Here is a 14661-nt window from a genome sequence, read left to right on the forward strand (position 1 = left end):
ATTGCTCGTTTTTAATCAACTATCCGTATAAAACTATCTCGTCAGACATTTTTTATGATCATAATCTCTTCAGCTTTTTCAAATGATAGCAGATAATAGCTTAATGATCCGTCTTCACTTTTTGTAACTACCTCCCAAGTTGGGTTATCGTTATAAAGCCCTAAATTGATTTTTTGAATATTTTTTTCGTTATAATCTGTTTCAATGATTTGACGGATTTGATCTTCTACCACACCGTCTTTTTGATTTAAAACAGTCACATTGTCTCCCGATTTTGGAATAATCACAACTACTTCCTCGCCCTTATTGTCTTTACCCGTTACGCTAAAGTATGTCTCTTTTCTTGTAAACCAATAAAAGTTATCCACGGTTTCCAAGTGTGCATATTCTTTTGCAATGTCCGTTGCTTCTTTTTCCGCCTGTGTTCTTGGGTGCGTTGAGCGAATATAGAAAATGCTAATCACCACAATAATCACTAATAAAATTGCAATTACACTTACTAGGATTTTGTGCTTTCTTGACTCATTTTGATCTTCCTGTTCTTGCAATCGACTCGCCCTTTCCAAACTTACTGGCTACCATTATAGCAGAAAATCAGTCTAATTTAATAGATAGCTGTTAAATTTATTTATTTAAAAATTCTTTTAGCTCTATTGTTATTTCTTTTAAAGTTGCTTCTTTCACTGATAAATTTTTCGGCAATGCTTTTAACATTCGCTTACCGTACTTAGCGGTCACTAAACGTCGATCTAAAACAATCAGTGCTCCTTTGTCTTCGTTTGAGCGAATCAAACGACCTAAGGCTTGGCGCAAACGTAATGCAGCTTTCGGTAACGCTTCATGAGTGAAAGGGTTGACACCTTTTTCTTCAAGGTAGTCATAACGAGCTTTGACAAAGGGACGTTTTGGATTTTCAAATGGTAAACGTGTCACGATTAAAAGAGATAGAGCTTCTCCTGGCAGATCTACGCCTTCCCAAAAGCTGTCAGCGCCTAACAAAATACTGTTTTTAGAATGCGCAAACCGTTTTAATATTTTTTCTCGACTGCCACTGATTCCTTGAGCTAAAAGTTCTCTGCCCTTATTTAAAAACTGTGGATGTAGACGATAATAAACACTGGATAAAATCTCATGTGACGTAAATAAAACAAGCATAGAATGATTTTGTTCTTCTGACAAGCTTTGGATCACAGATGCAATATGAGCCGAAATCTCTGCTGGATTTGACTGATTAATCGCAATTCCTTCTGTCTGAATATACAAGCGCGCATTTTGTTCATAATTATAAGGATCAGGTAATGTTTTAAACAAAACCTCTGTCAGTCCAAGTTTATTAGGCAAATACTTCTTATCATTGCCAAATTTTAAGGTTCCACCGGTATATATTATTCGCTGATAACGGTTATACCATTTTGTATCAGGTAAAATACTTGCCTCCAAATCATTAACTGCAAGTATGTTGTATCCTTGAGGCGTTAGACTATATTCTTTAATCCAGCGTGGATGCCATTCATTGACGTAAATATCAAAACATTCGTAGATAGTTTCGATCCGCTCAAAAAATTGTAGTAAACTAACAAATATAATCCGTTCAGATGTTGTGTATTTTTTCAACTGATTCAAAATAGACTGCTGCAATCTACTTTGAATTTCTTGCATTTCAGTTAAAAGAATCTCAATCTTTTGAATTGACATCTCTCCATTTAGCGATAAATGGTCAAATAATGCCTTAGTTAGCAAAATAACTTCTGTTTTCTGCTGCTTATCATTTTTTAATAGCTGGTTTAGTTCATAAAATAAATCGTTAAATTCTTCTATTAAATCACTTAGCGCTTTAGAATAAATACGCAACAAGCGTTGTTCTTGGGTGTCCACTTCAAAAATTTGGTTAACTTGGTCGAATAGTTGGTTCTCTTCCAAATAAAAAGCAGCTTGCTTTTTAAATGCGATATAGTTAATTTGTCGATTCGCAATTTTTCCAGCAATTTCTGGTAGGTGATGAGCTTCGTCAATGATCAGATAAGAACTTTCAGGTAAAATCGGAACTTCTCTTAACGTTTCCTGCGCTAAAAATGCATGATTAATAATCAATACATTGCTTTGTTTGACTTTTTTATAAAGAAAGCGCACAAAATCTTCATGATACAACGAGTCCTGATCGGATAGAAACTCGATTCCTCTATGGGCAACATCCCGCCAAAAAACATGATTAAAATTCGTTAATTGAAGTTCATCAAGATCCCCCGTCTCTGTTTCGACTAACCAAACCAACACACCCATTTGATACAATGCATATTGTTTTTGCTGAATCGGGTCTTTCAACGTCGCTTTAAACCGCTGTAAATCAATATAATGGCGATGACTTTTAATAATTACGGCTTGAATCGGTTTAGGACAAATCTGATTAGCTAATGGAATATCTTTTTCCATTAATTGATTTTGCAAAACGATAGAAACTGTACTGATAATAACTGGATTTTCAGGTGTTGCCAGATAACTTAGCGGAAATAGATACCCTAGTGTTTTGCCCGTTCCAGTCGCAGCTTCAATAAATAAATTTTTATTTTCATTATTCGTAAAATGCTCATAGACTAGGTTCATCATTCGACTTTGTTCTGAACGATAATTGATTTTATTTGCAAAAACTTTTTCTTTATTTTTTTTCTTTTCCGGGAAACTAGGTGTTCCGTATAACTTTTCTTCAAACAACGGAACATTTTTTTTTCTCAAAACAATACCAGAGACCACATGCTGTTGTCTATCTAACGGCTGAATATCAGATTTCATTTCTTCATATATGTGATGGATATAGGCACTCGTATCCATTCCTGTTTGTTGGCTCAAGTGGTTGATTGCTTCCATCGTAATCAATGGTAAGCAGCGCATTTTTTCTTCAATCAACAATAGAAGTTCGGCAGTCACTTGTGCGTCACTATCTGCTTGATGAGGATTATCATGAATCAGACCCAGACTTTCAGACAAGTCACCTAAACGGAAACTTTTTTCTGTCGGTAAAAATATCTGCGCTAACTCGACCGTATCAATGCCAGGAATTTTTAATTTTGGTGTACCACAACGGAGTAGCTCCTGGGTTAAAAACGAATAATCAAAATAGATATTGTGTGCAACAAATACAGTATCTGCTAACAAATTATAAATTGTTAGTGCCACATCTTCAAAATAAGGCGCTTTTTGCACACGAGAGTTGCTGATACCAGTAAGCTGCTGGATCTGCTTAGAGACAGCTTGATTAGGATTAACATCCGTCGCAAACCGGGAAATAATAACTCCATCTTGAATCAATACGCAGCCGAACTGAATAATCCGATCAAATGCTGGATCGGTCCCAGTCGTTTCTAAATCAACAACTGCATATACCTGTTTTTTTTTCATGGACTTCCCCGCCTTTCCTCTATCCTTGAAAATTATACTACAAAATTAACTTTTTTTTTAGCCTTAGTTTGTAATGTTAGAGGGGAAAGGTTGTTTCGTTCCTAGTTTTATCTATTTTTACCATAGATATTTCCCTATATGAATTTATATTTTAAAAAAAACGCGGCTATATTTTGCATTTTCAAGAGTTCAATCCATTTATTTTTTCGAATAGATTATACATTTTGAATCTTTAATTATGTTATCATAAACAAAATCGATAGGAAATTGTATGTAATTCATTGCAGAAAAATCTCCTATTTTAGGTCCGATTTTTTTGACAATCTTTTCTTTTTCCAAGCTATCAATAAAAACAACGTAACTAAATTCGTCTTTATTTTTCATTAATGCTAGAAAAATATGCTTTATCGATGGCTCTTTTAAAGCATAGTCAACGAGAAAATCAATTATTTCTATAGGAGGATTTTCTGGTTGCCCTATTTGAACGGTGGTATTTTCTTTGATCATATATTGGGCGGTAAAAACTGTACGGTTAAGTTGTACACCATCTGAGTAAGGATTTATCCAAAGATAATCGATCCTAGCATTTTTTTCAAATAATTCTACTAATCCCTTATAATCAATTGTTATAAAATATTCATTCTTTTTATAAGATGGTATCCTTTGAAAAACATCTGTATATGCTGTAACGAATTGTTTTCCTTCTTTTGTTAAGGAACTATCCATTTCATTATTCGAATTTACGTCAATGATTAACGTAGAAGAATTTTTAAGCCATGTAGTAATTTTGTGAATACTTTCTTCATTGTGCGATAGATCAAAAAAATTTTTAGGTTTATTCTTTTTAAATAGATTAAACAACGCCATTCATTTATCCACTTTTCTTTTAATAGTTTTGTTTTGCGAAATAATTTTTTAGATATTTTGATTTGTCAAATTAAGCTAGACAAATGTCTTTCATTTATGTAACTCAAAAATACTTCTAATGGTGTTCGATAATTTAAAGATTTCCTTGGTATGTGATTTCTTTTAGAGGTGACAGCCGCAACAAAAGCTTGGTCAACTTGATTAAAATCCATTGTTTTAGGCAGCCCATCTTTACGTAATAACCCATTCGAATGCTCATTTAATCCGCGTTGTGAGGGGGTTCCAGGGTCTGCAAAATAGATAGAAATATCATTGACATTACTCATGTTTTTCCAATTTGAAAATTCTTTTCCACAATCAAAGGTAATGGATTTGAACAAGTTTCTGGGAATCTTTTGTAGCCAATCAGTTGTCGCTTTTTCAATATCCAATGCTTTCCGACCATTTGGTTTTAATGTAATAATCACTTTTGAAAGGCGTTCAACTAGAGTGATGATGGCACTTTTATGATGAACGCCAACAATTGTGTCACCTTCTAAATGCCCAAATTCCTGTTGGAAATTAGGGTAGTCAGTGGATCGTTCTGAAATATTGCGTTTAAATGCTTGCTTTCCACGACGTTCTTTATGCCCGTTGGGCTTTCGTTTCCCTTTCATTGGTAGTTTTGAGCAATCAAATTGATTCGCTTTAAACTGACGATAAAGTGTTCTAACAGAGCATGAAATAGGAAACTCAGCTCGACCAATAATCACATCAGGTGTCCACCCTTGAGCCACCATAGATTGAATGTAATCATGCTGTTTTGTAGGCAAACTAATGGGTTGTCGACCACAACGTGTTTTATTTTCTTTATATTGTTGGTAATAGTCACAGATAGATTTTCCTTGTTTCAGGAAGTTGTAAACATTGTAGATTGTCTGTCTAGAACGAGTTAAAGTCTTAGAAACCATCGTAACAGGTTGGCTCATATTGAAATAAGCTTCTATCATCACGAGTTCATTTGATGTAAGATGAGTATAGGTCATTTGTCTTCACTCCTTATAATTCTTTGGTCGGAACTATTTTGAGTGTAGCACAAATGACTTATTTAGTTGTCTAGCTTAATTTTACTATCGGCGTATTTTATAATACAGGCGATTCTTTAGAATAATATTTAATCGTTTTATTATTCCGTTTAGCATACGCAATTTCTTTCTTTGTACTTTCTCCAATGTAACTGTTAACATCAATCACAAAAATTTCGTCAGATATGTCTATTTTTTTATAGTGGATTTTTTTAATAACGGAAATCTCTTCTTTCGTCATTATCAAATTGTCATCTTGCTCGAAAAGAAATGGACATATTACTGCTTGTCCCTTACGTGTAAGTAACTCTTCTACTTTTCTAAATTCTTTTATAAATGTTGCAGAACCGCATAATGTTACTACTTTTATATCATTCATATTCATTTATCCTTTTTTTGATAATTTATTATGATTACTGACAGCCACTCTCTTCATTAGTACGATTAAATTATACCATAAATGCAAATGATGCTATATATAGCATCAAATCTACTATTCTTTTAACACAAAATCGGCTATTTTTGAGAATAATCAAAAAGACACTATGATTTTGCCACAATGTCTTTTTATCTTTTTAACGGCAGATGTTCATCATACTAAACAGGATGGTATAAAACGTATTCACGCTCAAAAATTCTATAAAAAAGGAAAGAATAAAATCAAGGACTTATTTTATATATTCTGAAACTTGAGTGAGTTAATCTTATGTCAACTTTTTTAGTTTATACTGTTTATTTGTTTAATTCACATTGATGAGGCTTATAAACCACTACTTCTATTTCAATGTCTGCACCCAATGGTAATTCATAAACAGCAACACAGGTTCTCGCTGGAAAAGGTTCTTTGAACATTGTTTTATAAACCTCATTCATGCCTTTAAAGTGGTTCATATTCGTTAGATAAACATTTACTTTCACCACATCATCTAAACTAACGGCTGAAGCTTTCATAACTTCTTGTAAATTAATAAAACATTGTTTTGTTTGTTCCTCAATACTGCCTGTTTCTTCGATATAAGTGGTGCTATTTTTAGCAACTTGTCCTGAGAAAAAAATATAATTCCCAGCATCTATAGCATGAGAATATGGTCCTGAAACTGATACATTTTTACCTGTATAACTTTTTCTAGTCATCTAATTTCACCTTTTCTTTATTTAATCATTCTTTCTTTGAATAATATCAATTCAATTTTCCTATTATATCGACAACTGTACTCTTCATATTTTTAAACCACGATTATTGTACAACCACCACTAAAAACAGACTAGTGAAAAACTGATATAGTTTTACTCTAGCCCATTTAATAAACTCATATTTTTATCCTACCAACTATTTTTCAATCGGCATCAAACTTAATTTTTGCATATATTGATCCATTAAAATATACCCTTCCAAGCGCCTCAATATATCGACTGAACAGCGGACTTTCTTGCCAAACAAAGAACGGCTATACGCAATTTCGCGCATTTCTTGCAGAAAGTCGTCTAAAGAAGAAACTAACCCACCACAGCTTAGGCGACCACAAATCAAAACATCTTCTTTTCGTTGTCTTAATACTTGCCCCCAAGAATAATTTAAATATTCAGCTTGACTAATTTGAGCAAGTAAATCTGAACGTAGAATACTTTTTTTCTGCGTATAATTTTTCTTTGTCCCTACTCGCATACGTTTGTTCATAAAGCACAAGTAGATTTCATCTTCTAAATTTTCCATCTCGCTCTTGGAGAAATTCGGTATCTTCGCTGGAGCTTGAATAGTCTTACTTACTTTTAATAGTTTTGAAAAACGAGGCCAATTACTTGGTGTGGCTTTTGGCGTCTTTCTTTTCTTAAATACTAGCAACGCAAGATTAAATGGTTCAGGTTGCGGTATTTCTGGTATTTTTTCTTTTTTTGTCTCAGGTTCAACAGTTTCTCTCTCTTTTTCTATCTCAATTTGTTTACGTTTTAATTTGATTGAAGTTTGTTCTTTTTTAGTTGCTTCATTACTTTCTTTTTTTGAGATTGACGAAATTGTAGGCTCTTCTTCTGCTTGGAAATCTTCTTGAATTGGTTTTTCCGCCAATTCGTTCTCCAACTTTTTTTCGGTTTCTTCTCCTACATTTTCTTTTTCCTCTGTCATTTGCTCTGTAGTTTCTGATACCACAGATTCTTCGACAAATTCAACTTCTACATCTACCGTTTCATCCGTGTCTGGGATTTCTACTGCTGCTTTTTCAATATTCTCTTCTTCCACAACTAAAGGTTGCGCTCTTTTCAGATGGATCGTGCTGATACTTCTAGAAATGATCGGATTGCTTCTAGATGTATTCGCTTCGATTCTCTCTTGATTGATCGTTTCAGTTAAATCACCGATCATTTTACGTAAATGAGAAATTTCTTTAGATGTTTCAAGTATTTGCTTCATCATTCCCTGCATTTCGCCAGCGTTTGCTATAGATTCTCCCCGATAAACAAGTGATTTATCCCTTTTTTTAAGAGCAATTTCTTCAAACCATTGCTTCAAATTCATACGCAGTTCTCTTCTAGTTGGTTCAAAACTTCCCATCAGTAATGTGTAATACATGATTTCAGTTTCAACATACATGTAAATCTTTTTAACTACTAATTCTTCAAATTCTTCTGTTTCATCCCAGCTATCGCAGATTGCGTCAAAAAAAGCCTCCCCTTCAGCTAAATTTTGATAATCTTTTGCTAGATTCAACTTTCGAACTAGATAGAATGAATAGGGAGTATCTACATTATCAGCATAAATCTCACGACCAAGATAATCGGGATCGATTTCTTTACAAATATAGGTTGATTTTTCTTCTTTTTCTAATTGACGTTTTCGTTTACTAATTGTTCTCACTTCCTCAATTTTTTTCCTGTATAAATCGTATCATCTTTTTAGAAAAAAAAACAGACTTCATCTTCCATTATACCGATAAAAAGGAAAAAATGTTCTCATTTTTTTACAAATATATGTAATAAATAGAAAAAAAATGGAAAAACTCCTTTTTTAATCCCAAGAATTGACTAATAATTACCATAGCAAAAAAAAAAAAGTGAATGGAACATACTTTTTGACTCATTTTTTTATTCACATTGAATCCGAATAAACGGTGTAAACAGAAACACTCCCTTCGAAAATAGGCTATAATTCACAAAACTTTGAAAAATAACTTTCGTGAATTATAGCTCATTTCTCAAGGCTAGATACTCCTATCCAACCTCCGCTCTTTTATTAATTGATTTGCGCTTTCTTTTTATCCCGCCGAGCTAAAGCTGGTAAAATCATTCCCAATAATATCAACACAACCGGCGTAATAATATTAGAAGCTAATTGGAAGAACCATGCTTTAGGATTTGCCGCAAACTCAACTTTTGGTACCATTCCTAAAATGCAAGCGAAGGCTGTAAATAAGAAGCACCATAGCCCAAAACCAAATGCAATTTTGGGATTTTTAATAAATTTGTATTCAGACGAATAATTTTTATACGCCTTATTCAACATCATATAAGCAAAAAACACCCATAAATAGCGCATTGGCATCACAACAGAATTCAAATTAGTCAACCATTTCACTAACTCTTGGATATTATCGATACCAAACATTGGCAAAACAATAATAATACTAACTAAAATGCCTGTTAACAAGTAACCATTCACTAATGTTCCTTTTTTACTTCTCTTACGTAATGCTTGCGGAACGTAATCTGGATCTGCATCCGCTAAAAGAATTTGTAACGGTGCATCAATTGAAAAAGCTAAAGCCGAAATTTGCCCGATACCATTTGTAATTGCGTAGATGATCATCAGTAAGTTACCCACACCATAATACTCTCCTAACAATTGGAAAGCAGTATACGCGCCATTAGCCATTAAATCTTCTGGGATACTATTACTTGCAAACAACATGCCCATTGCAAATGAACCCAATACAGCAGAAACACCAACCATCGCAGCAAGGAAAATCATCCCCTTTGGAAATTCCTTAGCTGGATTTTTCATTGAGTTTACATAGGGTGATATTTTTTCAGCTCCACCTACAGCAAATACCAACATGGAAACAGTCGTAAAGTAACTAAAATCAAATTTAGGAATATACGTACTGATTTTATCCATATGAGGCGTTGCAAATTCAACAGTGGAATTCATCATTGGCGCACCCACTGCTAACAGGATAAATAACATAGACATTGCAAAGATTGCGGTTCCTGCCATTCCACCTATTACTTTTAAGGTCATCAGGCCTTTGGTAGATAGCAATAAGAAAATTAAAAAAATAGCTAAAGAAATTAAAGTGATACCCACAACAGAAAAATTATTTACAATATCGCCATTGCCTTGAATTGCCCATCCAAAAGCTATCAAAACGAGTTGAGGCTTTTGAGCTAGGTAAGGGATATGCACAACCCAATACGTCCACGCAGCATAATAAGCTAAACGTTTCGTACTAGTATTTTGAACCCAAGAACTAACCCCACCACTACTATCTTTGAATGTCGAACCAAGTTGTCCAACGATCAACGCATAGGGGATAAAATATAAGACCAAAATCAAAATCCATGACGTCACAACTGAAATTCCTTGTTGGGCATAGTTATTCACGACATTCCCTAGGCCCCAAACCATGTTAAACGCGATTAAACCAACAGTAAACCATCGTAGTTGCTTTTTTTCCATCAAAACACTCCTAATCATAATTAAATATAAAATATCTTTATAATCATAATCATTTTTAGACGCATAAACAAGATCTCACATACATAAATATTGGTTTTATCAGCAATTTATTAGATAAAAAAGAAAACAACATCAGCCTCTAATAAATCCTCTTTTCTCTTTCAAAGAAAAAGACTAAAACCTTGCTATTTCAAAGTTTCAGTCGTTATTTCTATCTACTCTCTAATTCCATTTTCTCATTATCATTAAAATATAGCGATTAAATGGAACGGCCATCAACTCAATGATACATCTCGTTTCTTAAAAAATGCCTGCATCACAAGATAGATAATCAAACTATATATCAATAGCCCAGTAGCCATTTGCCAAAAATTCAAAGCGCCTGAATAATTAGTCGCAGCATCTCCATTTTCCATGATCGTATTTTTGATATTCATCATATTAAAAGGATTCCATTTTAACCATTGATGCTTTGAGATTAAAACATTCAAGAAAGAATTAACAATATTGCTACCAAATAAAACACCCAGTCCAAAACCAACAGCTAAACTTTGTGAACGAATTGCAGCTGAGATAAATAAAGTAATCGTGATATAAAAAAGAATCAGCAACAGATTGCTTCCAGCATGCGCACCAGCCACAGTCATAGCATTCCATCCATGATAGCCTTTAACAATGGCCAAAGGAGACTGAGCAACTAATATTAAGTTTGCGGAAACAAAGCTGCTAATATATAAAATCACTGTTCCAATCACACTATAAATCAAGCAGGCAACAAATTTTGAGAATAAGATCTGACTTCTCGTAAACGGACGGATCAATAAAAACTTGATCGTACCACGACTAAATTCTTCCGCAACAATCGAAGCCGTAACGACGACAACAAACAAATTAAGAAATGAGGTCATTTCAGTCAAGCTAGCAAATAAATCATTTGCTTTCATCATCACTTCACCATTACTAGAATTTGTTGTTGATTTTATTAATAAGGTGATTGCAAAAGTCATTCCAACTAACACGAGCCACATAATCCATGAAGATTTTTTCTTGATCAGTTTTAACCATTCATTCTTTATCAACATATCCATATTATAACCCTCCATCTTCTGTCCAACGCAGGAAGTTCTCCTCTAGAGAATCCACGTGTACTTTTAACTCTTTGATGCCGATACCTCTGTCAACTAATTGTTTCACTAAAATAGTTCTACTATCTTCTGACAGTTCAATCTTCAGATAATGTCCATCAGCTTTCACCATATATTTTTGCTCTTTTAAGAAGTTTAATGCAACTTGTTGCTGATCGGTCTCCAACAATAAAGTTAGTTTATTTTCATTTTCTGAGTTATTCATTGGTCCAACGTAAGTGATTTCGCCTTTTTGAACGATTACTAAATCGTCACATAATAATTCCATATCACTTAATTGATGACTTGAAATCAGCACCCCCACACCTTGACTTTTCAATACTTGGATCATCTCTCGAAATTCACGCATGCCTTTTGGATCCAAACCATTCATTGGCTCATCCAAAAGCAGTAAATCAGGTTGATGTAAAATTGCTTGAGCTACACCCAGCCTTTGGCGCATTCCTAAAGAATACGTCTTAACTTTTTGATTAATATTATTCTCCAGATGAACACTTCGAATCACTCGATCTAATTCATTATCAGTAATCGTTTTAGGCGACATTCGCGTATATTGTTTTAAATTCTCCATACCAGTCATAAAGTTATAAAATTCAGGATTTTCAACAATTGCACCGACATGTGCCATCGCCTCTTTAAAATTTTCCGAAAGTGATTGACCTGCAATTTGGATTGTCCCTCCATCATGACGCATTAATCCTACCAGCATGCGAATAATTGTCGTTTTACCAGCGCCATTAGGGCCTAACAAACCCGTAACCTTCCCACTTTCAACGGTAAATGAGGCGCTTTTAATGATTGTTTTTTTCCCTACACGCTTTGAAATAGTTTCTACTTCTAATACCCGTTTATTTTCCATGATTTACCTTCTTTCTGCTTCTATATATTTTTTCAAAATGAAAATACTAACGGCACTACTTGCCACAAGTAATAACAAATCAACTATTAGGTCTCCCAAATAAAAAGGGAAGTACCCTATAGTGATCTTAAACCTCTCACTATCAATAAAAGCGATCTTTCTATAACCATTCAACAGTTGCTCGCTAAACGTTATTTCCGTAAAAAATAAAAAAATAAAGAGAAAATATTTTGATATTTTTTGTAATCTGCTTGGTGCTTTTGTACTGATAAAGCTACTTAATAAGTAGACAAACTGAATATAGACCGATGTCGAAAAAAAAAGGTAGCTAGCAACTAAAAGATGCTTCCAATATGCTAGAAAGTTCGTCATATCAACTTGTTTGTCCAAAAGAAAAACCAAACCAACTAAGCATAGATAGTAACCAAAAATAAAAATTGTGGTGGTGATCCAGCTAAACAAGATATTACTGAAATAAAACTTGGTTTCGCTAAGAGGCAGCAAACGATAATGACTCTTTTTCCAAGCTTTAATCTGACGTAACATCTCCCAAACGAAATGGACAAATAAGAATAGAAAAATAACGACTAAAACTACTTGAGAAATTCCTTCGATATGCATTTGTTGAAACCCTAATTTATAAATCATAAAACCACAGAGAAGTAGAAATGAAAAACTACTAAACATCCAAATAGAGCGACTCTCTTCCCTATATTCATTCCATAACTGCCACATTTATTTATCCCCCGCTTCTACATACCGATTAATAAGCCAAATACTTAGGTTAAAATACAGACAAGCTGTTACTAATTGTAAAATTACTCGAAAATAGATTTCTTTCTCCAAACCAAAATTATTTATCAGAAACGGGGTTAATATGCCCAAGTCAAATCCCGAAAAACGATCCATCAAGATCATAAAGATCATGAAAAATGCTACTTCTAAAATCCACCGAAATTTTTTTTGTACAAACTGCTTACTCGAAGAGTAAATATAAATTAAAAATTGTATCACTAAAAATGAAACAATTACATCAATAATTGCAGCTACTCCTTCAATCCAAGTTGTATTTAGAGCAAATGGTATATTAATTATCGTATAATTTATCACAACCCCAATAATCGCATTTCCTATAAAAAAACTAAAACCTATGATCGTACTGAAAATCACGTTATAAAAATATAGTTTTCTTGTAGTAATTGGTAGTAATCGATAATTCGTTTTTTTAAAAAATTGATAAATACGATTTGTTTCTAGCACAAAAAAGAGCAGAAAAAAAATCATGATCGAAAAAGCTAAAAATGCCGCACTGAAATCAGCTGTTTGCTGTTTTACGTTGTATACATTTATAAGACCTAGCAAGATCGTCAAGATCCAAGTAACACTATAAACTAAAATAAGTGTCTTTGAAAAAAATAGCCGAAATAACTTGATCATATTTCATACACCTCTCGATACAACTCTTCTAAATCTTTATGCTTTATTTCTTTGATTGTTTCTAAGGATTCATGAAGAATAATCTGTCCGTCTCGTAAAAACATCACTTCATCAATAATATTTTCAATTTCTCTTAACTGATGCGAAGTAATAATGATCGTACTTTCTTCATCAAACCACTGTAATAACGATTGAATAATTTTTTCTCTTGATAATAGATCTACTCCACTTAACGGTTCATCCAACAAATATAATTTTGCTCTTCTAGACAACGTCATACTCAAAGCAAATTTTTCAGCATTTCCTTTGGATAAATTTCCTAATTTTTCAGACTCACTTAAATTCATAAAACGCAATAATTCATATGCCCTTCGCTTATCAAAATCGGAATAAAAACGCGCATAAAATGAAATAACCTCTTCTAATTGCTGATTCAAATGAAAATTATTTTGATCTTCTAGATAAGCTACAAATGATTTTGTTTTTGTCCCAACAACGCATCCATCAATCAACATCTGTCCTTTCCAATTTAAAGCCAAACCGGAAAGTAGCCTCATAATCGTTGTCTTTCCGGAACCATTTTCGCCGATCAATGCGATGATTTTGCCAGATGAAACAGAAAAATTCAATTCATCAAAAATCAGTTTCCTTCCTTTGCGGTAACGCAACTGTTCAACCTTCACTAATTCCTTCATTCATATTTTCTTCCTTTCAGTATATTCTTCCAGCAAATCTTTCGCTTGTTCTTGCGTCCAACCAAATTTTTTCATTTCAGCTAAAAAGTTTTCGATTACCTTTTCAATCTCCTGGTTTTGCAAATCACTAATTTTTTCAGTATTTTCTGTTACAAAACGGCCTAACCCACGCTTAGAAAATAGAATATCCTCACGTTCCAATTCTTGCAACGCTCGTTGAATGGTATTTGGATTTGTAGCTAATTCGACTGCCATCTCTCTTACAGCGTTAACTTTATCTCCTGGCTTAAGTTTTCCAGAAATGATTTGCTGGATAATAAAGTCCATAATCTGTAAATAAATCGGTCGATCTGTTTGGAAATCCATGACTTTCCCTCCAATTTATTTCAACACCCACTAGTGTTCTAGTTAAATAGTACACTAGTTTTAGAAAAAGATCAATATTTTTTTGATTCACTAAAAATCTATACTATCAATAGATGAATAAAAAGAGCATCCAGCGAAACATTAAATATTTCGCCGAACACTTTTT

General features: G+C 33.5%; 14 protein-coding genes. All 14 read right to left on the bottom strand.

Annotated features, from left to right (window positions below; genetic code table 11):
* Positions 1-41: 41 nt before the first annotated feature.
* The 14 genes from AC4BBR_RS10925 to AC4BBR_RS10990 all read right to left on the bottom strand — a co-directional run bounded on the left by AC4BBR_RS10925 (position 42) and on the right by AC4BBR_RS10990 (position 14495).
* Positions 42-548, bottom strand: a complete 507-nt coding sequence (locus AC4BBR_RS10925) for a cell wall elongation regulator TseB-like domain-containing protein (protein ID WP_490459571.1) — start codon at positions 546-548, stop codon at positions 42-44.
* A gap of 76 nt (positions 549-624) precedes the next feature.
* The gene (locus AC4BBR_RS10930) at positions 625-3393 is read right to left on the bottom strand and encodes a helicase C-terminal domain-containing protein (RefSeq protein ID WP_490459572.1); all 2769 of its coding nucleotides are present in this window, start codon (positions 3391-3393) and stop codon (positions 625-627) included.
* Between the two features lie 198 nt (positions 3394-3591).
* On the bottom strand, positions 3592-4260 hold the full coding sequence (locus AC4BBR_RS10935) for an enhanced serine sensitivity protein SseB C-terminal domain-containing protein (protein ID WP_490459573.1): 669 nt from the start codon (positions 4258-4260) through the stop codon (positions 3592-3594).
* A gap of 65 nt (positions 4261-4325) precedes the next feature.
* On the bottom strand, positions 4326-5285 hold the full coding sequence (locus AC4BBR_RS10940) for an IS30 family transposase (RefSeq protein WP_490459128.1): 960 nt from the start codon (positions 5283-5285) through the stop codon (positions 4326-4328).
* Positions 5286-5382: 97 nt separating this feature from the next.
* Entirely contained in the window at positions 5383-5703 is a 321-nt protein-coding gene (locus AC4BBR_RS10945) for a hypothetical protein (RefSeq protein ID WP_490459574.1), read from the bottom strand.
* Positions 5704-6056: 353 nt separating this feature from the next.
* A complete protein-coding gene (locus AC4BBR_RS10950; protein ID WP_490459575.1) occupies positions 6057-6458 on the bottom strand; it encodes a RidA family protein in 402 nt (133 codons plus the stop codon).
* A gap of 196 nt (positions 6459-6654) precedes the next feature.
* Positions 6655-8175 carry a hypothetical protein gene (locus AC4BBR_RS10955; RefSeq protein ID WP_490459576.1) on the bottom strand — a complete coding sequence of 507 codons (1521 nt, stop codon included), beginning with the start codon at positions 8173-8175 and terminating at the stop codon, positions 6655-6657.
* 375 nt (positions 8176-8550) lie between these two features.
* A complete protein-coding gene (locus AC4BBR_RS10960; protein WP_490459577.1) occupies positions 8551-9993 on the bottom strand; it encodes an amino acid permease in 1443 nt (480 codons plus the stop codon).
* A 275-nt stretch (positions 9994-10268) separates the two neighbouring features.
* Entirely contained in the window at positions 10269-11081 is an 813-nt protein-coding gene (locus tag AC4BBR_RS10965) for an ABC transporter permease (protein WP_490459578.1), read from the bottom strand.
* A gap of 1 nt (position 11082) precedes the next feature.
* Positions 11083-11997 carry an ABC transporter ATP-binding protein gene (locus AC4BBR_RS10970; protein WP_490459579.1) on the bottom strand — a complete coding sequence of 305 codons (915 nt, stop codon included), beginning with the start codon at positions 11995-11997 and terminating at the stop codon, positions 11083-11085.
* Positions 11998-12000: 3 nt separating this feature from the next.
* A complete protein-coding gene (locus AC4BBR_RS10975) occupies positions 12001-12732 on the bottom strand; it encodes a hypothetical protein (RefSeq protein ID WP_490459580.1) in 732 nt (243 codons plus the stop codon).
* The gene (locus AC4BBR_RS10980) at positions 12733-13434 is read right to left on the bottom strand and encodes a hypothetical protein (protein WP_490459581.1); all 702 of its coding nucleotides are present in this window, start codon (positions 13432-13434) and stop codon (positions 12733-12735) included. It abuts the gene before it with no gap.
* Positions 13431-14129 carry an ABC transporter ATP-binding protein gene (locus AC4BBR_RS10985; protein WP_490459582.1) on the bottom strand — a complete coding sequence of 233 codons (699 nt, stop codon included), beginning with the start codon at positions 14127-14129 and terminating at the stop codon, positions 13431-13433. The genes AC4BBR_RS10980 and AC4BBR_RS10985 overlap by 4 nt, the downstream gene beginning before the upstream one ends.
* Positions 14130-14495 (bottom strand): GntR family transcriptional regulator, encoded by a 366-nt coding sequence (locus tag AC4BBR_RS10990; protein ID WP_490459583.1) that lies wholly within the window; start codon positions 14493-14495, stop codon positions 14130-14132. It abuts the gene before it with no gap.
* Between the last annotated feature and the right edge of the window lie 166 nt (positions 14496-14661).

It is taken from the genome of Enterococcus sp. AMC1251, from assembly GCF_058216535.1.

What these genes read in the sequence shown, in the direction of transcription:
- AC4BBR_RS10930 (WP_490459572.1), bottom strand. Translation starts at nt 3,393, where the DNA reads ATGAAAAAAAAACAGGTATATGCAGTTGTTGATTTAGAAACGACTGGG.
- AC4BBR_RS10935 (WP_490459573.1), bottom strand. Translation starts at nt 4,260, where the DNA reads ATGGCGTTGTTTAATCTATTTAAAAAGAATAAACCTAAAAATTTTTTT.
- AC4BBR_RS10940 (WP_490459128.1), bottom strand. Translation starts at nt 5,285, where the DNA reads ATGACCTATACTCATCTTACATCAAATGAACTCGTGATGATAGAAGCT.
- AC4BBR_RS10945 (WP_490459574.1), bottom strand. Translation starts at nt 5,703, where the DNA reads ATGAATGATATAAAAGTAGTAACATTATGCGGTTCTGCAACATTTATA.
- AC4BBR_RS10950 (WP_490459575.1), bottom strand. Translation starts at nt 6,458, where the DNA reads ATGACTAGAAAAAGTTATACAGGTAAAAATGTATCAGTTTCAGGACCA.
- AC4BBR_RS10960 (WP_490459577.1), bottom strand. Translation starts at nt 9,993, where the DNA reads ATGGAAAAAAAGCAACTACGATGGTTTACTGTTGGTTTAATCGCGTTT.
- AC4BBR_RS10965 (WP_490459578.1), bottom strand. Translation starts at nt 11,081, where the DNA reads ATGGATATGTTGATAAAGAATGAATGGTTAAAACTGATCAAGAAAAAA.
- AC4BBR_RS10970 (WP_490459579.1), bottom strand. Translation starts at nt 11,997, where the DNA reads ATGGAAAATAAACGGGTATTAGAAGTAGAAACTATTTCAAAGCGTGTA.
- AC4BBR_RS10975 (WP_490459580.1), bottom strand. Translation starts at nt 12,732, where the DNA reads ATGTGGCAGTTATGGAATGAATATAGGGAAGAGAGTCGCTCTATTTGG.
- AC4BBR_RS10980 (WP_490459581.1), bottom strand. Translation starts at nt 13,434, where the DNA reads ATGATCAAGTTATTTCGGCTATTTTTTTCAAAGACACTTATTTTAGTT.
- AC4BBR_RS10985 (WP_490459582.1), bottom strand. Translation starts at nt 14,129, where the DNA reads ATGAAGGAATTAGTGAAGGTTGAACAGTTGCGTTACCGCAAAGGAAGG.
- AC4BBR_RS10990 (WP_490459583.1), bottom strand. Translation starts at nt 14,495, where the DNA reads ATGGATTTCCAAACAGATCGACCGATTTATTTACAGATTATGGACTTT.